Source organism: Sphingobacterium sp. IITKGP-BTPF85, assembly GCF_001006065.1.
GTDB lineage: Bacteria > Bacteroidota > Bacteroidia > Sphingobacteriales > Sphingobacteriaceae > Sphingobacterium > Sphingobacterium anhuiense.
Genome location: NZ_ASZT02000003.1, coordinates 1 through 21,936, shown reverse-complemented (window position 1 = coordinate 21,936; position 21,936 = coordinate 1). Strand labels below are relative to the sequence as shown.

23 protein-coding genes and 2 pseudogenes are annotated in these 21,936 nt (G+C 38.8%); 10 read left to right on the top strand and 15 right to left on the bottom strand.

Translation table 11 applies throughout. The annotated features are described in order from the left end of the window. Positions 1–3,096 carry a SusC/RagA family TonB-linked outer membrane protein gene (locus L950_RS00795; protein ID WP_021191715.1) on the bottom strand — a complete coding sequence of 1,032 codons (3,096 nt, stop codon included), beginning with the start codon at positions 3,094–3,096 and terminating at the stop codon, positions 1–3. 523 nt (positions 3,097–3,619) lie between these two features. On the opposite strand from L950_RS00795, the gene L950_RS31425 reads away from it, so the two are divergent. From L950_RS31425 to L950_RS31410, 7 genes and pseudogenes are all read left to right on the top strand, one after another. After that, positions 3,620–3,829: a hypothetical protein gene (locus L950_RS31425; protein WP_021191714.1), complete on the top strand. Its 210-nt coding sequence runs from the start codon at positions 3,620–3,622 to the stop codon at positions 3,827–3,829. A 17-nt stretch (positions 3,830–3,846) separates the two neighbouring features. Further along, a pseudogene (locus L950_RS31420) lies at positions 3,847–4,643 on the top strand (PQQ-dependent sugar dehydrogenase); the annotation flags it as partial. Continuing rightward, positions 4,617–5,129 carry a c-type cytochrome gene (locus L950_RS31415; RefSeq protein WP_231576753.1) on the top strand — a complete coding sequence of 171 codons (513 nt, stop codon included), beginning with the start codon at positions 4,617–4,619 and terminating at the stop codon, positions 5,127–5,129. The pseudogene L950_RS31420 and the gene L950_RS31415, both read left to right, overlap by 27 nt. A gap of 6 nt (positions 5,130–5,135) precedes the next feature. Next, positions 5,136–6,361, top strand: a pseudogene (locus L950_RS00785) (Nramp family divalent metal transporter). Between the two features lie 94 nt (positions 6,362–6,455). Next, positions 6,456–7,385 (top strand): NAD-dependent epimerase/dehydratase family protein, encoded by a 930-nt coding sequence (locus L950_RS00780; protein WP_021191711.1) that lies wholly within the window; start codon positions 6,456–6,458, stop codon positions 7,383–7,385. Next, positions 7,385–8,293 (top strand): dihydrodipicolinate synthase family protein, encoded by a 909-nt coding sequence (locus L950_RS00775; RefSeq protein ID WP_231576742.1) that lies wholly within the window; start codon positions 7,385–7,387, stop codon positions 8,291–8,293. Before L950_RS00780 ends, L950_RS00775 begins: the two co-directional genes overlap by 1 nt. Positions 8,294–8,307: 14 nt before the next feature. Further along, positions 8,308–8,469 carry a hypothetical protein gene (locus tag L950_RS31410; protein WP_231576741.1) on the top strand — a complete coding sequence of 54 codons (162 nt, stop codon included), beginning with the start codon at positions 8,308–8,310 and terminating at the stop codon, positions 8,467–8,469. Positions 8,470–8,764: 295 nt separating this feature from the next. Here L950_RS31410 and L950_RS28315 read toward each other — a convergent pair whose 3' ends face one another. The 9 genes from L950_RS28315 to L950_RS00735 all read right to left on the bottom strand — a co-directional run bounded on the left by L950_RS28315 (position 8,765) and on the right by L950_RS00735 (position 14,391). Continuing rightward, positions 8,765–8,932 (bottom strand): hypothetical protein, encoded by a 168-nt coding sequence (locus L950_RS28315; protein ID WP_197086158.1) that lies wholly within the window; start codon positions 8,930–8,932, stop codon positions 8,765–8,767. Continuing rightward, complete coding sequence (locus L950_RS00770; protein ID WP_021191710.1) at positions 8,916–9,140, bottom strand: hypothetical protein; 225 nt, start codon at positions 9,138–9,140, stop codon at positions 8,916–8,918. Before L950_RS00770 ends, L950_RS28315 begins: the two co-directional genes overlap by 17 nt. 109 nt (positions 9,141–9,249) lie before the next feature. Continuing rightward, a complete protein-coding gene (locus tag L950_RS00765; protein ID WP_021191709.1) occupies positions 9,250–9,654 on the bottom strand; it encodes a DUF5675 family protein in 405 nt (134 codons plus the stop codon). Further along, positions 9,651–10,172, bottom strand: coding sequence for a DUF6266 family protein (locus L950_RS00760; protein WP_262506939.1), 522 nt, complete (start codon positions 10,170–10,172; stop codon positions 9,651–9,653). The genes L950_RS00765 and L950_RS00760 overlap by 4 nt, the downstream gene beginning before the upstream one ends. A gap of 69 nt (positions 10,173–10,241) precedes the next feature. After that, on the bottom strand, positions 10,242–10,886 hold the full coding sequence (locus L950_RS00755) for a DUF6266 family protein (protein ID WP_021191707.1): 645 nt from the start codon (positions 10,884–10,886) through the stop codon (positions 10,242–10,244). Between the two features lie 474 nt (positions 10,887–11,360). Next, the gene (locus L950_RS00750; RefSeq protein WP_197086157.1) at positions 11,361–11,600 is read right to left on the bottom strand and encodes a MerR family transcriptional regulator; all 240 of its coding nucleotides are present in this window, start codon (positions 11,598–11,600) and stop codon (positions 11,361–11,363) included. A gap of 105 nt (positions 11,601–11,705) precedes the next feature. Next, a complete protein-coding gene (locus tag L950_RS00745) occupies positions 11,706–12,419 on the bottom strand; it encodes a LytR/AlgR family response regulator transcription factor (RefSeq protein WP_021191705.1) in 714 nt (237 codons plus the stop codon). A 4-nt stretch (positions 12,420–12,423) separates the two neighbouring features. After that, entirely contained in the window at positions 12,424–13,431 is a 1,008-nt protein-coding gene (locus L950_RS00740) for a hypothetical protein (RefSeq protein ID WP_021191704.1), read from the bottom strand. A gap of 30 nt (positions 13,432–13,461) precedes the next feature. After that, a complete protein-coding gene (locus tag L950_RS00735; RefSeq protein WP_021191703.1) occupies positions 13,462–14,391 on the bottom strand; it encodes a hypothetical protein in 930 nt (309 codons plus the stop codon). A 532-nt stretch (positions 14,392–14,923) separates the two neighbouring features. Between L950_RS00735 and L950_RS00730 the strand changes: the two genes are divergently transcribed. The 3 genes from L950_RS00730 (at position 14,924) to L950_RS00720 (ending at position 16,265) form a co-directional block, all read left to right on the top strand. Further along, entirely contained in the window at positions 14,924–15,106 is a 183-nt protein-coding gene (locus L950_RS00730; RefSeq protein WP_156169470.1) for a hypothetical protein, read from the top strand. A 101-nt stretch (positions 15,107–15,207) separates the two neighbouring features. Next, complete coding sequence (locus tag L950_RS00725; protein ID WP_021191701.1) at positions 15,208–15,465, top strand: hypothetical protein; 258 nt, start codon at positions 15,208–15,210, stop codon at positions 15,463–15,465. Between the two features lie 455 nt (positions 15,466–15,920). Next, positions 15,921–16,265 carry a hypothetical protein gene (locus tag L950_RS00720; protein ID WP_156169469.1) on the top strand — a complete coding sequence of 115 codons (345 nt, stop codon included), beginning with the start codon at positions 15,921–15,923 and terminating at the stop codon, positions 16,263–16,265. A gap of 55 nt (positions 16,266–16,320) precedes the next feature. Here L950_RS00720 and L950_RS00715 read toward each other — a convergent pair whose 3' ends face one another. From L950_RS00715 to L950_RS00695, 5 genes are all read right to left on the bottom strand, one after another. After that, positions 16,321–17,613, bottom strand: coding sequence for a TlpA family protein disulfide reductase (locus L950_RS00715; RefSeq protein WP_021191699.1), 1,293 nt, complete (start codon positions 17,611–17,613; stop codon positions 16,321–16,323). Then, on the bottom strand, positions 17,603–18,223 hold the full coding sequence (locus L950_RS00710; protein ID WP_197086156.1) for a RagB/SusD family nutrient uptake outer membrane protein: 621 nt from the start codon (positions 18,221–18,223) through the stop codon (positions 17,603–17,605). Before L950_RS00710 ends, L950_RS00715 begins: the two co-directional genes overlap by 11 nt. A gap of 35 nt (positions 18,224–18,258) precedes the next feature. After that, positions 18,259–18,972 carry a RagB/SusD family nutrient uptake outer membrane protein gene (locus L950_RS00705; RefSeq protein ID WP_021191697.1) on the bottom strand — a complete coding sequence of 238 codons (714 nt, stop codon included), beginning with the start codon at positions 18,970–18,972 and terminating at the stop codon, positions 18,259–18,261. 2 nt (positions 18,973–18,974) lie between these two features. After that, a complete protein-coding gene (locus tag L950_RS00700) occupies positions 18,975–19,517 on the bottom strand; it encodes a hypothetical protein (protein ID WP_021191696.1) in 543 nt (180 codons plus the stop codon). Continuing rightward, the coding region (locus L950_RS00695) for a SusC/RagA family TonB-linked outer membrane protein (protein WP_021191695.1) at positions 19,475–21,936 on the bottom strand (2,462 nt) is incomplete at its 5' end. The genes L950_RS00700 and L950_RS00695, both read right to left, overlap by 43 nt.

Here is a 21,936-nt window from a genome sequence, read left to right as displayed (position 1 = left end):
TTAAAATGTAACATTTAAACCAACCACCCACTGCTTCATTAATGGATAGGAGACACTGGCATTCTCAGGGTTGTATCCTTTAAAAGTTGTAAACGTGAAATAATTCTCAAAATTTGCATAAACCCTTAATCTATCTACTTTAAATTTAGAAGTCATCGCTTGGGGTAAAGCATATCCTAACTGAAGTGATTTAATTCTGAAATAAGAGGTATTGTACAACCAATAATCACTATACATCGTATTTAAAGCTGATCCTGAATTTAGTAACCTTGGATATTCTTTTGATTTATTTTCAGGTGTCCAACGGTTTAAAATTTCTTCGCGTTGCAAGAATCCTTCATTGATATTGAACGTATTAAAACCATCATTGCCCCAATATTCCTTCACTCCTCCGGTTCCCTGACCGATAACACTGAGATCAAAACCTTTGTAACCCACATTCATATTTAATCCATAGGTGATTTTTGGTAATGCCGAATACGCTTTTACCACCCGGTCTTGATCATTAAAGATCTTATCCCCATTGGTATCTTTGTAAAGCATATCCCCTGGCTTTGGAACACCTCCCACATAAGTACCAAAAGTGTAACCATCGGCCAGCAACTGATCTATTTCGGCCTGGTCCTGGATAATCCGATCAAACTCTAAGATATAATAACTATTGAAGGCATTATTTTCCTGTGTAATAGTCGCTGCATTTATAGATTTTGAACCATTAAACTTGGTTACTTTATTATTTACTGTAGACAGGTTACCTGCAATATGATAAGTTAAATCCCGACCGATCTTACCTTGGTACCCTAACTGAAACTCCATTCCCTTGTTTTTCATTTCGGCAATATTTTGCCATGGTGGTGAAAAATTACCCAATACGAGTGGAATAGGAATTTTAGTTAAGATATCACTAGTTGTTTTATCAAAGTACTCAACAGTTAAAGTCAATCGATTTTTTAACAAGGCCAAGTCAACACCAACATTCGTGATCGTCGTAGTCTCCCATTTAATCTTACTATTGGCGAGCTCCTTTGGAGCGACACCTTGCTGCAATTGACCTCCAAATGGATAAAGGTAAGACCCATAAACAACTTGATACGTGTAATCTCCAATTCGATTATTTCCTAAACGCCCCCAGGATCCTCTTATTTTTATATCGCTGAATGTACTTTTCAATCCTTGTGCAAACGACTCTTCCAAAACTCTCCAGCCGGCAGAAAAAGAAGGGAAGAAACCCCATCGATTCTCTTTTGCAAACCTCGAGGAACCATCATACCGTGCATTAGCTTCGAATAAATACTTTCCTTTATAATCATAATTAACACGTCCAAAATAAGATTGAAGTGCATCGTCTGTTCCTGAACCATTTATAGCTTCAAGATTAGCTCCTGCGTCAAGAATATAGATCGCATCATCACCTAAGATATCATTCTTCTTCGCATCAAATTTATCCATACGATTATATTGCTGATCGAAACCAAATAACACCGCAAGATTGTGGCTTTCATTGAAAGTTTCTCTATAACGCATAAGCGTATTCAACACCGTTGAATAATCTCGACGGCTTCCATTGAACAGACTATTGACACTCGGTTTCTTTTGATATTCAAAATCAGTCTGTAAATTCCAAAGAGAGTAGGGACGTACATATTCCCAATCTCGATTATTCCCATAATTAAAACCAAAGCTACTCTCCCATTCTAAATTTTTCAATATATTAACAATACCAAAAAACTTTAATCCCAGACGTTGCTTTTCGTAATTTCCTCTTGTATTATCTACATAAGCTCTAGGATTTGATCCTGCAGGTAAACCTTTAAACATCTCGCCTCCATATCGACCATCTTCATATACCGGAATTACTCCTGGTGTAGTATTGCGGATACTCGAAAAGAAACTAGAGACATCTACCGGCCCACGATCTGACCACGATCCAAAAACGTTCCCTCCCAGGGTGAGGAAGTTTTTTATTTTCGAATCTGCATTAATTCGAAAATTGTATCTTTTAAAATTTGAGTTATCAATTATTCCCTTATTATCGAGATATCCCAATGACATCGCAAAACTCCCCTTCTGTCCTCCTCCACGAACAGATAGATTATGTTCTGTTAACATAGAGCTTTTTAACATTTCATCGTACCAATCCGTATTAGGGTAAAGCGGATTTCCTGCTGCAGACTCTCTACGCCACTCTTCAATAAGCGTATTTGGATATTTCTCACGACCTTCAGATTCATTAACCAATTCCATATGTGTAGCCATATCGGTGATAAATCCGATATTTTTAGACGCTGACTGCCGTCCTGCATAGCCACTATAGGTAACAGTAAACTTATCTTCCTTTCCTCTTTTTGTCGTTACAAGAATAACCCCATTCGCTGCTCTTGATCCATAAATAGCGGAAGAAGAAGCATCTTTAAGTATGGAAACGTTTTCTACATCATTAGGATTAACATCATTTAACGCACCTGGAACACCATCAATAATGACCAAAGGAGATGCATCATTCATGGTCCCCTTACCCCTTACCAGGACATTAAATCCCTCAGCACCTGGAGCAGCGGAAGTCTGCGATATATTCAAACCGGAACTCATGCCCACTAATGCTGATGATAAATTCATGGTCGGCCTACTTGTAGTGGATTCATTAAATTGAACAGAAGAAACAGCTCCTGTCAAATTAGCCTTTTTCTGGGTTCCATAGCCCACAACTACAACCTCATCTAAGGCTTCTACAGAAGAAATCAAAGTAACTGAAGCCGCTTCGTTGGCACTTAGGACTTGACTAGTAAATCCAATAAGTCTAAACTGCAGTTTATCAGTTTTACTCCCCTTGATAACATATGAGCCATCTCCAGCTGAAGATGAGACGAACCCTGTTGTCAAATTCTTAATTTCTACACCTGCAAGTGCATTCCCGTTGGGATCTACTATTCGGCCATTAATCATATCCTGTTTGGCTAGAAAAGACAAAGAGATTTCTCGATTCTCCAAGGCCGTTGAAGTAAGAGGAAGCACTGCCAGAAAATTAATGACAGGGACAAGGAGAAGACCTGATTTTGCCTTACCCCAAAGCCTGTTTCGGTTGATGTGTGTTTTCATTATTTATCTTGGTTTATAATTGTAAACATTTTAAATATTAGCACTGAATTCGACTAAGTGATGATAAAATCTATTCTATAGCGTTGAAATGCGCTGATTTATTCATCCTTACACCGATCCATTTATGCTTCATGGATTGATGTTACTACATATGTATTTCTTTTTCAAGACTTAATTGGCAATTAACTATCTGCGATATTGATCTCGGTAAAACTCTATAATTTCGGTTACGCTAGGTATCGTCGCAAACGCTGTTTTCATAATTATGTATACAATTATATAAAACTTTTGTAAACAAAATATTTTTTTTGATACAGAACAAGTTGTAGTTACCGAAAGATGATACAAACAATTAAAATATTGGATTTTAATGGCAAGAAGCTTGTTTTTGAAAATGTAATCTATATAAACTAAATTTTGTATACATTTTTTATTGCAACTTCGCTACAGAATTTCTACATTTGAATCAGCGCATCAAAAATCAATTAAAATCTGAGATGCACATAAACCAAATTATTAATCCATGTTTAGAAGAAATGATTTAATCGTGTTCGCACTTGCCTTTGGTTTGTTTTTTAATGCTTGCCAGAATCGTGAACAACTTCCTGAAAATGCTGAATTTGTCAAATTAGATAAAACTTCTTTGGCGCTTACCATCGAAGCGGACAGCCTTGACGTCCCTTGGGACTTGCAATACGATAAAAAAGTAGATCTATTGTTTTTTCTGAAATAGCTGGTAAAATCAAAAGATTGGATTTAGAGACACGTCAAATAGAAACACTCCTACAGATCCCTGATGTATACCATAAGCGAACATTAGGATTATTAGGTATGGCGTTATATCAGCCCAAAAATGGACCGGCTTACCTTTTTGTTTCTTACACGAGCATGCTTGGGGATAGTATCTACTCCAATCTGGTGCGCTATGAATACAATAATAAACCAATCAATCCTAAAACTTTACTCCGGATACCGGGTAGTACAGGTCATAATGGTTCTCGTATTATTATTTCCAACGATCAAAAAGTGTTGTGGGCTACTGGAGATGCTGCTAGTGACACTTTCGCTCAAGATAGCACTGCTATGAATGGTAAAATTCTGCGATTAAATATTGACGGTTCTATTCCCACTAATAATCCTATTCCTCATAGCTACGTCTATGCTTGGGGATTTCGCAATATGCAAGGACTTACACAATCATCATCAGGAAAAGTCTATACTTCTGAACATGGGGACGCTATCGAAGACGAAATCAATTGGATTCAACCTATGCATAATTATGGATGGCCACAAATTGAGGGAATGCACGACACAGATGCCGAGATAAAAATTGCTTCACATTCCTCAAGACAGAGCCTATCCGATCTTGGACACCTGTCATTGCTCCAGCTGGTCTAGCATATTACGGTAGCAATACGATACCCGAATGGACCAATACCCTTTTACTAACAACACTAAAGGATCAATCACTCCGTATCTTGAAACTTTCAGAAGATGGAACTCAAATTACTGATGAACATATTTTATTTTCAAAATACCTCGGCAGACTTCGTTCAGTACTTGTTGTCCCTAACGGAGATGTATATTTTTCAACGAGTAATAGAGATTGGAATCCGCAACCAGGGTTTCCTAGATTAAAAGACGATATTATTTATCGTCTCCATCCGACAAACATACTTTCAAAAGATCCAATCTTACCGACAAAACCTGAAGCCAAAATTGCAAAAAGCGGAAAAGAATTATATAAAGCATATTGTGGATCTTGCCACAAGGAAAATGGAGAGGGACTAGCCCCTTCTTTTCCGCCACTTTCCAGATCTGCCATGGTAAATGGATCTGAGCAGATCTTAATAAAAACAATACTTAATGGATTGTCTAAAAAGGAGATAAATGGCACTAAGTATGAAGGTGCAATGCCCTCTTTTTCATTTCTTAAAAATGAAGAAATAGCATCAATCGCAACTTATATCAGAACTCATTTTAGCAATCAAGCGGCTTCTGTAAACGCTAATTCTGTTCAATCTAACCGATAATATATTATGGAAACAATCACAAATAAGAAATCAAAGACAAACTGGCTATCCATATTAGGCCCGGGTATTATTACTGCAGCTCTTGTTTTTGGCCCAAGTAAAATGACCATAACCTCCAAAATGGGTGCAGATTATAAATATGACCTACTTTGGGTCATTATTGTAGCCATATGTTTCATGATGGTTTTCACAACAATGGGAGCTCGTATAGGAGCACAAAATCAAGATTCTTTACTCACACTCATTCGGAAAAAATTCGGGAAACCGGTATCTATCGTAATCGGATTAGGGATTTTTTGGTAGCAACATCCTTTCAATCGGGAAATTCTACGGGAGTAGCTATATCTATAGGAGAAGCATCCGGTACCAATCCGAAAATTTGGATTATTGTCTTTAATGTTATTGGAATCCTGCTTCTATTTTTTAGGTCATTTTACAAAGTTCTTGAAAAGCTGATGCTGGTATTGATCATTGTGATGCTATTCTCATTTCTAACTACCGCAATCTTAGTCCAGCCAAATTTTCTGGAAATGACAAAAGGATTAATTCCCACGGTACCTTCAGGTTCAGTTGGGCTCATTATTGCTTTTACAGCATCCTGTTTTTCTCTTGTTGGTGCTTTCTATCAAGCCTATCTTGTTCAAGAAAGGAAGAAACTAACGAACACTAATAATCAAGATGGAACAGAAAAGGTAGGAAGTCGTGTTGGTATTATTATCTTGGGTATTATGAGTACAGGTGTACTTATTTGTGCGGCAAATATCTTGCATCCTCAAGGTATAAAAGTAACTTCTGCCAGTGAAATGGGAAGAGCCCTAGAACCACTCTTTGGAGATTATGCTTCTCACCTATTTTTTATCGGTTTGTTTGGTGCATCTTTTTCCTCACTTATCGGTAACGCGGTATTGGGGGGCTCCCTACTTGGTGATACATTCGGATACAGCAGCAATCTTAACAATAAGATGGTTAAGCTCTTTATCTCCTTCGTTATGATTGCAGGATCTGCTATTGCTCTGATATTTGGCAGCTTGCCTTTAGAACTTATTGTATTTGCACAGAGTATTACGATATTCCTTGTTCCTTTTATCGGCATTACCATGTACCTCATTGGAAACGATAAAGCAATTATGAAAGAGCATGTAAACTCGACCAGTACAAAAATTTGGGGGGCACTTGGCCTTCTCCTCATCATTGGTTTGGCCTTCAGTAATTTTATCAATTTAATAAACTAAATAAAATGAACAATAACTTAATCGAATTGGAAGATCAAATCTTAGCTCCTTCAGCTTCTTTAGTCGCTGATATAAAAAAATAGAGGGTGATATCATGCTTTTGGGTATTGGTGGAAAGATGGGACCTAGTATGGGGAAATTAGCCGTACGCGCTATTAAAGAGGCTGGAATAAATAAACGCGTCATTGGTGTCTCTAGATTTTCGGATAGTAATGTAAAAACTGAATTGGAGCAAATAGGTATTGAAACCATTTCATGTGATTTATTAAATTCACATGAGTTACAACAATTGCCACAAGTACACAACATCATCTATTTGGCCGGCCATAAGTTTGGCACAACTGGTCGTGAAGATTTTACCTGGGCTATGAATACCTATCTTCCGGGCATGGTAGCAGAACATTTCAAAAATTCCCGAATTGTCGCATTCTCCTCTGGAAATGTACTTCCTTTTGTACCGGTAACAGCAGGTGGAGCTTCAGAAGAACTTACTCCTGAACCTATAGGGGAATATGCCCAATCCTGTTTGGGTCGCGAACGAATATTTCAACATTTTTCCAAAAAGAATCAAACAGATATATTGATATATCGGCTCAATTATGCTGTAGATTTTCGTTATGGAGTATTAGTCGAAATTGCGAAGTCGGTTCTATCTGCTACGCCTATCGATCTAACCACAGAAAATGTAAATGTGATTTGGCAAGGAGATGCCAATGAGATTGCCCTACGTGCTTTACTACATTGCTCAAGTCCTGCTAAAATATTAAATGTAACTGGACCAGAAACACTATCCGTAAAATGGATTGCAGAACGATTTGGAGAGCTTCTAGAAAAGACTCCTGCCTTTATTAACGAAAGCGCCGGAACCGCCCTCCTCAACAATGCATCCGAATGCCATAAATTATTCGGATATCCACGAACGACCATACGGGAAGCCATTGAAATAACGGCACAGTGGCTTCAACAAGGAGGAGAACTTTTTAATAAAGAAACTCATTTTCAAGAAAGAGGAGGAAAATTCTAATGAAACGTCTTGATATCAACTTACATAAACATTTACATTCAGGAACAGTCATACCTGCACATCCATTAGCCTTGCATGAAGACAGAACAATCGATGTAGAGAGGCAAAGATTACTCACAAATTATTACATACAAAGTGGCGCTGGCGGAATTGCTGTAGCAGTACATTCTACGCAATTTGAAATTCGAGATCCGGAAATCAATCTTTTTGAAACTGTATTAAAATTAGCTAGCCAAGAAATTGAAAAGGCAAATTTACAACGACCATTTCTTAAAATAGCGGGCATATGTGGCCCTACACAGCAAGCTTTAGAAGAAGTCCGTATTGCAATCAAACACAAATATGACATTGGATTACTCAGTATGGGCGGGCTTCAAGGATGGAGTGAAAATGAAATTCTGGATCGTACTCGTGCAGTAGCAGGTGAAATTCCTGTTTTTGGTTTTTATCTGCAACCATCGGTAGGTGGTCAGGTTTTTAGTTATGAATTTTGGCAGAAATTTGTTGAAATACCCAATGTTGTCGCGATAAAATGTGCTTCTTTCAATCGATATCAGACCTTAGACGTAATGCGTGCAATCGCTAACTCAACAAGAAAAAATGACATCGCTATGTACACTGGAAATGACGACAATATTGTCGTTGACCTGATGACGACCTATCAGTTTCCCGTAAACAATGAAATAGTTGAGATCGAATTTAAAGGTGGACTTCTAGGACATTGGGCTGTATGGACTAAAAAAGCTGTTGAACTCCTGGCTGAGATAAAAATGTACAAAAATAACAAGAAATTAGCGACTGAAAGTGCATTACTATCCAAAGCTATAGCAGTAACAGATAGCAATGCTGCTTTTTTGATCCAGCTCATCAATTTCATGGTTGCATACCTGGAATACATGAAGTCTTGAGAAGACAGGGCCTTATGAAAGGTATATGGTGTCTAAATATCAATGAAAAACTTTCAATAGGTCAAAAAGAAGAAATTGACCGTGTCTATCGCGATTATCAAGATCTTCATGATGATGAATTTGTAAAAGAATTTTTAAGCCGTTACAACGACAGTTCACAAACAGGCGCTCGGTGATGCGGCATTGCAAATTCAATTAAAGGCACTGGAGATCAAAGGAAACTCGCTTCCCGAGATAAGTTCAATCAGTCTGATCCCTGTTACGAAGTAAATTTTTCTATACCCGGTCCACCTTATACAGATCGGGTATATTTTAATACAGTTTTTAATATTATAGTGATATGATTTGCGTTTAGAACAACAGGATCAAATCATAATCTACATTTGCTGGAGTACGAATCTACTTCAGAATGGTGTATTCAACAACCCTTACGAAAAAAGGCTTATCCGACAACAGATAAGCCTTTTCTTATTACTTTTTCCTCATTCTTCCCAATAGCCGGCTTGTCACATAACTCACGACCGTCCCCACAACAGCCATTAAGGCAGTATGTAGCACATCACCAATAGAAAAGCTAGCCCATATCGAACAGAGCGTACCACCAATAGTCCCAATACGGATATCATTCATCTTCATCAAGCACCTCCTTTCCTTTATCCGATAGCTTCTGTTCAGCATTAAGAGAATCTTCCTCTCTTTTTTTGTCCTTATCCTCCAGCACAGTCTCCACCACACCAAGTCCCAGAGCAATGTATTTAATAATATTTAATGCCTTTCCCGGCAATTTAATCGGCGCCAGCAAGACCACTTGTAGCGCAGCACTTATTTTTTGAATTATCTTTTTCATGTTTTAATGGTATAAGGTTCGTAAATAGTTAGGAAGTGAGTGAGTGAGTAGGTTAGAATCATACTCGTCACTTCGTCACTGGTTACTCCGTTACTACGTTACTGTGTCACTATTTAATCACCAAATAAACCTCTTCCCCTTTATCCCACATTTCGTAGACTAAAGCCTTCAGTTTCGCCAATGCTTTTCCGCTGAAATCACCTTTACCTTCACCTGTTAAAGTTGTTACCGGAGCGATACACCCTAAGAGTTCCTTTAGCGCATCATTTGCAGCATGAATCAGGATCGCTTCTCGTCCTAATACATGCGGAATACCGATCTGCTCCCCATGTCTTGGGTAACGCCGCTTTTCCAGTTTGTACTGACCTATCGGGATACAGCTTATTCGGGGGATATTGTTACGATCTGGGAGTTCAATGGTATGACAGATGAGCTCACCTTTATAGGTAATAGTTCCATTCGTTCCCTTAGCTCCATGAATCCGTTGGAGCAACAGGATATGTTTTGTTTTCATTTTGTTGAATATCCTAAATATTGAGAACGGGAATATTTGCTTCCCGAACGGTCACTCGCCATGAGGTACAGGTGTAGACCATCGTCCTGAAAACCTTTTGGCAGCTGAACGATTATCTTTCCTTCCTGTCGGTGCCAGATCTGCTGATTCACAAAAGCATAACCCTTGTCGAGCTGATAAGCACAAAGCGTAAGACAATCATCTCCAGCACTGAAATCTGAAGGAAACCAATTGTGCAGCACTTCGATACGATCAGTAGAACGTACGATCTGCTCTACCCGAATAGGTGCCAGAGCACCCTCACTTAACATGACCTCTGCCGGATCAACCTGAGGTTGACCATCCGTTATCTTTATTGCGGCATGCAACACATGCCCAAGCGCCAAAGCTGACGCGACAGATTTCTTACGTCTAGCCTTTTCGGCAAAACCCTTTTTGATCACCCCTTTCAACGGAGTCAAAAAAGCAACAGCCATTTTAAATGCAGTCCTTACGCTTTCCTGCGCAGGACTAACGATCCTTTTGCCATATTTTAAAATACCTTAGAAAAAAGGGTCAGACCGGATAGGCCTGACCCGGGGTTTTAATTAGTTAAGTAATACCTCTCCCAGGTATACACTTTTTGATACTCTAGTTTTAGATCTATTGGTTAAAAACATCCAGGTATGTACGATACCTACTTGAAGATGTTCTGAAATAATAAAGCTGATCTCCCCACTTGCCCGAGTACTCGGAGCCGGTGAAGACATGAACTCATCTTTTTCCGGATGATAAGCCAGCACGAAGACCATATCATCACCAAAAGTCTCAAAAGTATCATTGGCGGTCGGATCCCAGGTGAAAGTAAGCTCACCTGCGGCGTGTGCAACGGACACTGTGCCACCGCCATATAATCCGCCATCGGATATGCTGACCTTGGAGTAATCCAAGGAGTAGGCCGGATACGTACCCGTAATGGCCTGCTTCAGATTAAACTGAAAAGCCGCATTGATCGGCGTTAAACGTTCTGTATTTTTACGTCCAAAACCAATTTTCAAAAACATATTGATGGGAAGCAGAAACCGCATCAATGTTCTGAATTTTTCCTGTTGCATCATCTGCAACTCCGAAGCGGGCTTTGATCTCTTTTTATAAAGTCCCTTTATATAGTTGATACTTTTCCAACTACTTCCTATTACTGAGCCGGCTTTACCTTTAAAACCTCCATTTGCTCCATTTACGATTGTTCCCATATTTTTTTTAAATTAAAATCAACCTCTTTTATACCGGTACTATCGATTGACATAACAAACATAAAACACTAAAAAACAATTACAAATAGATGTGTAATGATAGACCGATCAGTGACCGAACAGCATCGGGTTTTTGACCGATAAGGTGCCGAGCTGAACAAAACTTGAGGCTAAAATGAGTGCAAAATTCACTTAAAAACAGAGACATCAACAGGTAATTAATTCCTAACCAATTCCACCATTTTATCGGCTCGGCCTCGGGTGCGCTTCGAGATTTCATGCATGTCCGCCGATGAAATCCCGAAGCCAGGTCGAAGAAAACTAAAGTAAAAGCAGAAGTTGGTTATAAGAAAATAAGAATCATGTCACTCTGAAAGATGGGTACAATTTTCAAAAAATTCGTCCCTCCAAAAGAGAGGGACGAATTGCAAAATTGTAGTTAAGAATAGCAAAAGATCGGGCGATCCTTTACCGCTATCCACGGTAACTATTCCGCAGACGCTCCACATCTACATCACGGTAATACCGTTTGTTTCGGGTGCGTTTGGCAACGCAGATATACCCGTCCCGTTGCAAACGGTAGAGCGTTTCTGTCGAAATACCCACGTAAGATTTGACATAGTCCGCATCTCGCAACAGCATGTTATCCTCCTCCATCTGATCCCGAAGTTCAAGATAGCTGGCCAACTTACGCTTGGTAGCCAGAAGCTCCAACAAGATTAATTTTTGGGCATAGGAATACCCCGGGCTTATGAGAAAGCCCCTTAAATAGCGATTTTTACGCATAGTTATATATTTAGGTTTATAAAAGTAAGCCCATCAATTCATTTTGTACAGTCGTTTTAGTCCCACATCACTTACTTTAAGCTGCAGATCCGGTCGGTCCGGCAGTACGAACGTTTTATCAACTATCTTTGTTGTAAAATCAGTGTTGACAATAAAACCGCGGTGTACCCTTACGAAGGTTCTCTTTGGCACAAGCTGTTCAGCCTGTTCCATCGTAAGGCGGTACTCAAAGTCCTCCTCTGCTTGACGTAAATGAAAGATGACATAATTTTTGATAGATGCAATCGCGACCACATCACTGAATTTAATAAAACGGTCTGTGTTTTTAAATTTGAACCACTGTCCACTCGGTTCTATTTCCAAATCAATCTTAACCGTGATATTTTTCTGCTCCAGGGCGCGCTTAAAGGCAATATATAAATCCGGAAAACTGACAGGTTTGATCAGATAATCTGCAGCAGCTATTTTAATGCCCTTATAACTATATTTTTCTGTTTTGGTGTACAGAATAACTGGCGGCCTTTTATCAACAGGTAAAGTAAGATAAAGGTCCAGTCCGGACATGTCGGGCATTTCAACGTCCAGCAATAAGACATCAGGAGGATTGTCAATTATTGCATTAAAACCATCAATGGCTTTCGTATAGCTCTTAACTTCTCCCATCTGCGGAATTCCCCTTAATGCTTTTTCAGCTTTTCGAATATCGAATAAATCATCATCGATAATCATGACATCATATTTGGCCATTCTATTAAGATTTAAAGGTTAATTTAATAACAAAGTATTTTTGATCATCAAGAGCATATTCCAGTTCAATAAACTGGTTATTCATCTGCTCATACAGCCTGTTAACAAGTTGTAATCCTTTACCTGTCCCATGCTGCAGATCTGTCGAGGCGATACAATTTTTGATCTGGAGCTGCATCCCCTGAGGTACATTTGTCCAACGGATGACAATCGGCTCAACCGGATCACAGGGACTATAAGCAATGGCATTTTCAATCCAGGTCATCAATGACAGCGTTGGAACAGATCTATTCCACATCGCCTGATCCAGCAATTCATCACCTTCGACAATAAAACTGCGGTCCGTGCTATAAGAAACCAAAAGCATTAAGTAATGCCATTCCTCTTTCAAAGGGACCAGTACTGTAGGCTTAGCTATTTTATCGGTCACATACTGAAAGAAATCCAGGCTTTCGCTCTGAACAGATTTCCGCTGCATGCGGACAATATTGTACAGCCGTCTCATAAAATGACCCGACAGCAATTGGACGTCCGACATGCTGTGCAGCTGTGCCTGTACTTTTTTGGAAAGCGCGTTCGTATAGAAATGTGCCCATGCAAAATAATCGGCAGCCACGATCGCAACAAAAAAAAGCAGACCACTACTAATTCGGGAAAGTAGCTCGGTTCGATGTTCTGGTTTCCAAGCGCTGGTAAATCCTTTGAAAAATAGCGGTACCAGATCATAATAATAATACTTGACACACCTATACGTTATCCCCACGAACAGTATAAGTAACAACCACCATAAAAACCATAACCTACCCTTTGTAAGCGCCATTCGGTAACAGGTATACATTGCGGAAAAAAATAGCATAAAAGGCAATACATAGAGGGTAAAAGTCAGTGGCGTAAAAAGATGGAGCTTACCGAAATTGACAATTGTCAGGCCCAGCAGTAAGATTACCAGACAGATAGCCATACGCTTCAAAAGACTATGCTGGATTGATGTTAGGTTTGATTGAATATTCATTCTATAAAAAGGTTAACTCAAACATAATAATTAACTGTCGGTAAAACAAGAAGCTACTTCAAAAAATTGTCTGTTCTTTACGTCAAATAAATATTTTTTACGGTTATATTCGAACGGTGCCAGCCAGCTTCCCTTTGCCGTAATACCTTTTTTGTCAATTGCACCCTGCCCATTATACTGATGTATAAAAGCCCAGTTTTCCCAATAAATCCAGCCTTGATTCATCATCTGGTGAAATGCCATCTGTAGAGCAGAAAATGCGCGCATCATCAATTCTTCTGACGATCCGTTCGTGGTATCTATAATATTCATAAAAGGTGTTATTTTCCATTGCACAGGGTTATTTGCCCGCTTCATATATGTGCAGTGGACAGGAATTCCGAAACGGCACGCCAGTTTAAAAATATTGGTCCGCCAGTAAAAGAAGTGGCTCCCAAAAGGAACAGCCAGCTTGTGTTCACCGATGCCCTCCTCCTCTTTTCCCACACCTTCATCGGCATCCAGGAACATCAACACCAAGCGTTTATTTTTAATAGCCCGCAGGATATGTCGGAGTGAGTTTGCTTGGTTTGCATCAATACATTCCAATTGGTCTTGTAACAGTCCAGCATCTTCCAGTTCCGATCTGTAATAGTTAAGTTCTCGTTTCAATACAGCCCCGGATACTAGTAAAGTGACCTGATAACCCATTTGCACCAGCAATTTGGGTAACAGGCGGTATGGACCATAGTGAAAAGTGATCAAGATCCCAGTGATATCGACCCGATCAATGCTGGACTTATTCAATTCACACAGCCTTTTTAAAGGGAATTCCCGGTATAGTGTTTCAAAATTATCTCGGTTGTTGATCCATGTGGTATAATGCTCCCATAAGATTGAAACCGGTTTGTCCTGAAAAAACTGCTGGACATTTGCCAGCCACATCAACCGGTGTAGATTTTGTTTTTCTTGTACTTTCATATCGTTTATAGCGTATGGATAGCATCATTCAAAGAACCAGAGAGAAGACAGCTTCTCTCTGGCTCGGGAAAGCATTTCTCCTAACTAAAATGAAGAAGGCCAGCACTTGTCGCTGTCTAAATCAATTAGTGGAGTATCTTCAGTAAAAAGCTCAAAGATTGAACTTCCTTCAAAGACTACCGGCTCGATTTTTTGAATTTCGACTTCCATAATCGTCTATTTCGTTTACGACCTATAACCATCCGGGTCAGGTCAATCCCGTTGCCTTAATGAGGCAGTTATTTATCCTTTTTGCTGGCCAGCAGAACAAATATGAAATTTGCTTTTTAAATAAAAAATAATTGGGAAATATTGCTTTATCGAGGGATAAAACGATATTTCATCCAAATACCCTCGCTAAATATTTGAATTCATCCCTCTATCAAGGTGATTCGTCCCTACATATGCCTTTATTTCCCAATAATTGATTTTGCAAACATCGTTTAATAAATTGTGGGTCTATTTTATGCTCAATACCAGCCAATACTTAATTATGAAGAAAAGTAAAGAAGAGATTTTAGCCAGTTTTTTAAAAGACATCCATGGAGAATGGGTATCTGCAATACCTGAATTGACGGATGCATTTGAGGAGATCCGCTTTGTTAAGGGCGAGTACCTGACCAACAACTGGGTGAACTCTACCTCATTTCAGAAGGTATATTTGGAAAGTATATAAAAACATGTCCGGTACGGTATGCCATTAGAGGCGAATCGCTGATGATCCCAAACCATAGGCACAATTATCAGTTTATTGCACTGAGTGACTGCAGGACTTTTATGACCACACGGAAGCAGCTGTATGAGATCAATGCGAAAAACCCGAATCTTTTACCGATCTATATCGGCCTTATGGAGAAACAGCAAAATTATCTGGATTATAGACAGCATTTACGCGATTTGCCCAATATTGACAAATACCCTTTTTTACTGGAAAAGTATCCGAATATTACAAAGTATGTGACTCAAATAGAACTCGCACAGTTCATGGGAATGAGCCGTGAGTATTTACGTCAGCAACAACGTAACTATGATTGACAGATTATTAACAAGTAGTAAAATCCCTCCATTCTTGAAGTAAATAATGTCGATATCTCTAAATGAGTTCGACATTATTATTTTACCAGCCTAACAATATCATTAAAGTGCAAATATTTGGCATCAAAATCACAAATATTAGGCATTAAAAGCGCAAATATTTGCAAAAAGTTCTTCCCAATTTTGACTTAACAGCTTTTCATACTGAGATGACCGATTATTAAATCGGCATACATGCAAGCTGACTAAACTTTGCGCAGGCAGTATAAATGTGAATAAGAAAATCGCTAATCGCTATACATCGGCACTTGGATTCTAGGCTAATCTGGGGAAAGGGCATTACCAGCCAAATGGTTTTTATGGTATTCAATAATTGGGATAGATGGCACCGTACAGAAAATTCGATCCCTTGGGAATAGAAGAATAAAAAAATTATAAATCTAAAGATCATGAAAATGATAAAACTAATTAAAAAATACCTCGTGGCTATAGTAGCTGTGGGTATCGCAGGCACATCATTGATGGCTGCAGAGTGGAACAAGGAGTCAAAAAGTTTATTGACAGAACCACCATTATTTTGGTATGAAATTGATGCTTCTGGGAACATTGGAAATTTAGAAAATCTAAATCCATCAGTTCCACAATCCAAAACGGAGTCTATGCCCGGCGGTTCAAAACAAATTACTCAGTGTAGTGACAACACTTCAGAAGTTTGTTTAAGAGGTTATGAAAGTCCTCAGGCAACTGGGTCTCCTGCAGGGCCTGCATTAAGTGCCGACCATCAAATTAATCAAAGTTAATACTAACTTAAAAAAACATATGGGGAAAATTTCCCCATATGTTTTCCAATATTGATTATTTCACTTCTTTCAGCACAAGTCTTTCAACAGGCATATTTCTCATTTCCAATTTCAAACCATATTTTTTCAATTCTTCCAGTAAACCCTCCAACGTGAAAAAATCAAATGTTAAAGCATCAAAAACAACATCTACATTTCCTTGATAATCCACTAAATCAACAAATGGAGTCTCCGTACCCGTTTCGACCAAACCTTTGATGGCATTACTAAAAAATTGATAAGGCTTATTTTTTAATATTCGATGATCTTCCAACTCAGTCTCTCCTCCCCTAGGAAATCTAGACAGTCCTCTGAAACTAAATGCCTCAGTACCACCCTTTGTTTTTAATAAATCTTTATCCGAAGATCGTAAAAGAACATAGGCCGGTATTGTTACTGTATCTATGCTAGATTTTATAGGAAAATACCGTTCTAAATCTTCAATCATGAATTGAAACTTCTTACTTACTTTTTCCTTTGGGACACGCAGGTCATAATCATACCTATACTCCTCTCCTTTACCGGGTTTCTGAAAATAGCGGTCTATATTTTCGCCTATAACCGATAACTCCCAAAGTCTATTAAAACTACGCTTATAGACATGCTCGTAAGCATTTTTAAATAATAGCTCAACGGAAATATTAGACCATGAAACATCTGTAGCTAAATGACCTTTCTCTTTATTACTACCGATCCTTTTTTCATATTGTGCTTTTGCTAAATAGCTATAGGCAATTAAGTCTTTTCTATAACGCTCATCAAATAAGCTTGGAATATAAGCAGTTTTCACCTTTACGTTCATTTCTAATGAGTCAGATTCAATAAACTTCAAGATATTGCTTTCATTGAGATCTTGTCCTTCTGTGATATGCTGAACCGTTAAATTGCTATCTAACCATACAATATGGGGCATCCCTTTTACATCAAAAAGCTGATGCAGTAGTGTATCTCCTGCAATCATTTTTGTTTTTGGTTGGGTAAGCCATGGCTTTGTCGTGAACATTTTTTTATTTTGAATATCCGTTTCCTTATTTACAAAAATGATCTGAATGCTATTTCCAAATTGTTCCTGTAATTGATTTATCTTTGGCATAGACTTTAAACAGCTTGAACAAAAATGTGACCAAAAATCTAGTATCGTTAATTTATATTTCCCCGTCTCTTCACTCTTATGAAGGTCTGAATTAACAATCATGGCATTCAGATCCACGCTCAACGAGCTACCTATCTTTAAGGCTTGCGCTGTGGTAGTCTGCACTAATAGCACAGCTGCTAGAAACATTATTACGCGATATATATTAGTCATCATATCCTGGGTTTTGTATTAAAAATATATTTGTTTGAATCTCTGAAAGCGGTATCGGCAACCATTGCGCTGTAGTTTCCCAATTCGGTTTTAAATCTGTCAATACCTGATCGATCAGGCCCCACCTTTTCAGATCTAACCAACGGTGCCCCCATTCGGCAAAATACTCTGAGCGCCATTCTTTTATTAATGCTTCCCTCAGGACAATCGGATCAAGACTTTGTATATCCATCAACCCTGCGCGCTTGCGAATTTGATTGATATCATCTTGAGCCTGCTGATAGACATTCATCGCAATCAGCGCTTCTGCTTTCATCAGATAAACTTCTGATAATCGAAAAACTACAGCATATTCATTTGGCGGTAAGGAATTATAATTCTTATACTTAGCCGGATATGGATACGCGATTCCTGCGATCACTTGTGTTGAAATCCAGTTCTTCAAGCGTAAGTCTGTCGATTCAAATTGATCCAATAGACTCGTTGAAATCGTAAAAACAGGCTTTATATTAGCAGAACTAGGAATAAATAAAGTTCCTTCAGATACTGCGGCAGTCGTACTACTCAATTGCCAGATAGTCTCTTTACTTGTTTTTAAAAATGTATTATTCACATTAGATTCAAGTTTAAAATTTGGATCGTTCAAGATCATTCGCAAGTAGTAATTACCTGATCATAGTCCTTTTGGTAAAGATACACCCGAGCCAGTAGCGTATATGCAGCATTCAACTCCGGAACATCACGTTCCTTTGACAATTGATTTCCAATCAGTGCTGTCGCCAATTTCAGATCCGCTGTAACTTGTTGGAGAATCTGATTACTAGGCGTACGTCCTATTTTACTATTTTTAGTATAGTCTGTCTCTGTGCTCAAGGGCACATCTCCAAAAAGCTGCATTAAGTAGAAATAGTAAAATGATCGCACGAAAAGCGCTTGCCCTTTAAAATTATCTCGAACCGCCACGGTCAGCACTTCGTCTTGCTCCAGTTTTTCTAAAATTAAATTTGTTCGATAGATCGCTTTATAGGCATTCATCCAAAAATTACTCACGATTGAGTTGGAACTCAATACCGTATTTTGGTACAAGCTTTCATTAGCTACCGTTGTAGAAGTAGTCATCAAATCATCCGATCCTAAAGACACATAACTTGAAAGCCCACCTCCTGAAATACTCTGATGGCTCCGCATCTGCATATAGAGTCCTGCCATAGCAGCCTCATATCCCTTTTGAGATGAGAAAACATCTGCCGAAGCGATCAGGTTGCCCGGAGATTCTACTTCGACCCATTTTTCGCAAGACGTCAATATAAATTGACAAAAAACAGCAATCATAATCGTGTATTTTAACATCACATTTTTCATAATTAAAAAACAAATTTAATCCCCAGTGAAGTCGTCTGCATTGGAGAGGTGATAAATGGATTTTGAATCTCAGGATCTGCAACCTCGTACCGGGTGAAGGTCAATAGATTTTGAGCTGTCAGAAAGAAATCAACAGCCTGAACCCAGGTTTTTTTTCTCATCGGTAAATGGTAATTAATGTAACAGTTTCTCAGTTTGATAAAAGAAGCATCAACAATAGCACCATCCGAAGAAGCAAATCGTTGTGCGGCTTGATAAGCAGGGTCTGTGGCGGCAGCAACATAGCGCTGATACTCGGCATCATTATTCTGCCATCTTGCCAACATTGTTTGCGGGTGATTAATTAAGCCATATCCAGGAGCATTAGGCAATGAAGTGATATACGAGTTTCCTTTTTGTTTTCTAAAATCAAACAATATACCCACTGTCAATTGGCCGTAACTAATTGTATTCATTAAACCTCCATAGAATTTCGGGTCGAGGTTGACCAATTGGTTTTGATCTAGCGTATTAAACACCCCATCTCCATTCTTATCTTCAAACATATAAATCCCTTGATCAGGATCAATACCCAAATACTTATACTTCTTTTAACAGATAGAGACTCACCTGCCACATAGCGGCTCGCATAGGACGAAGTTTCTAAGTTCGGAAAATCAATCAATTTATTTTTTGTAACCGATAGATTGAACTTAATATTCCAACTAAAGTTATCTCTATTGAGCACTTTGCTATCTATTGTAAATTCGTATCCTTCATTCTTAATCTTAGCAGGCCAATTTTGAATGATACTGGTAAAACCAGTTTGATAAGGAAGCTTATAAGGGATCAATTGATTATCGCTTATATTATGAAAGTAAGATGCACCTAATAATAGATGGTTGTTCCATACTCCTAACTCCAGAGCAAGTTCCCGTTTTCGGTTTCGCTCCCAGGAATAGTTTGGATTAAATAGTTTTGTTGGTTGCATAGCCGTCACACCGTTATATGCAGACCCAACTCCTGTCCAGGTATCCATGTACATATAATTTCCGATCCCATCATTTCCCGTTTGTCCAATACTTCCCCTTAACTTTCCATAGGTAAGCCATGGCATCACAGATTTTATTATTTTTTCGTCCGAAAATATCCAACCCAGACCAACAGAATAAAAAAGAGCATATTTTTTCCCCGGTCCAAATCGACTAGAACCATCTTCACGTAGGGAAACATTCAATAAGTATTTTTTATCATATTGATAATTGACACGGCCAAAGACTGCGGCATACTTATATTCAAAATTGGAATTACTAGGAATCAGTAAACCAGCATTGACGATGTCTTTAATAAAGAGATCGCTTACAAAATTGTAGCCCATTAATACCGTGTTATGCCCCATGCTATACTGAGCTGAACCACCTATTACCCCATTAAATGAGTGTTTGTCGACAAGTTTATTATACGTTAAATAAGGCTCTAGTATCCAGCTATTATTATTTCCAATAGCCGATTGTGCAAATGGTAAATTTGCTGTCGATGGATCCAAACTTGTGCTAGGGCTGAAAGAATATTCATTATTATTCCCCCAGGTATAGCCTGAAGAAAGTTTCAATTTCAGATCGTCTAGAATTTCATAAGAGATCGAAAGATTGGCAAATAAATTATTAAATCTACCGGTATAACTTTTCTCCAGCATTCCCAATGGATTACTCAACCCCAGACTGCTGTAACTAGATGAGCCGACACGCCAATTTAAAGTACCGTCCGCATTACGAAGTATCAGATGCGGGGGTAGCGTCAGATAGACTGATGGGTCAAAAGTTGGAAGCTGAGATTCATTATTTGATAGATTGATTGAAAGATCCATATTAAATTTCCGATCCTTCGAACTGTGATTCAGATTGCTAGAAAAAGTATATCGTTTGGAAAATCGATCATCAGATACTTGAAAATTTTCTTTCTGAACACCCAGATTAACTCTAAAACTAGTACGATCACTTCCACCTGCTAATCCTAGAGTCCAATCTTGCGAATATTTGGTTGAGCCTGCGAGGTATTTAGTAAAATCAGTATATTGAGTCGTATCCATCACTAATAAATCAGGAGCATTGGTTTCATTCATCGTAACCTTACTATTTGAAAATGCCTCTCTACGCATACCCAAATACTCCGCTGTCGTCATCATTTTCATCGTATTAGAAGGAACAGAAAGCCCATTAGTAGCATTGAAATTAATACGCAAGTGATCAGAAGTGCCTTTTTTTGTGGTGATCAAAATAACTCCATTCGCACCTCTGCTACCATATATTGCTGTCGCATCGGCATCTTTCAAAACTTCTATACTTTCGATATCGGCCGGATTAATACCATTGAAAAGACTTAAGCCACTCGGTCCTGTTGCATTTGTCAATTGGGAGATACCCTGCCCATTGACTGCAATTGGATTACCGTTTAATAGGACTAACGGTTCGGTGCCTTGTGCTAAAGAAGCTGTACCTCTTATTTTTAGGCTAACAGATCCTCCATTAATACCACTATTAGGTGATACTTCCAATCCCGGAACCAATCCCTGTAAGGCTAGCATTGGATTAGAAATTGGCTGTTTTTCAATTTCTTTAGCACTGACCTTGGTGACAGATCCTGTTGCATATCTTCTGGTCGTGGTACCATAAGCGATAACCATAGCTTCATCAAGCTGGTTATCTTCAGTTATCAATTTCACAGTCATTGATACTCCTGCGCTATAACTCAATTCTTGGCTTTTAAAACCGATGGAAGAGAATCTGATCTTTCCGCTTTTATTACTGACCGTCAATTGAAACCTTCCATCTTTGGAGGTTTTTACCTGTAAGTTTTCGGCCTCGATTCGCACAGACACTCCTTGCAGTGGTGTACCATCGGAGGAGGATACGACAACACCAGTTAGCTCAGATTTTACCTGCCCATTCACCCCGATGTCCTTGCGGGGTGTCTGAGCTGATAAAC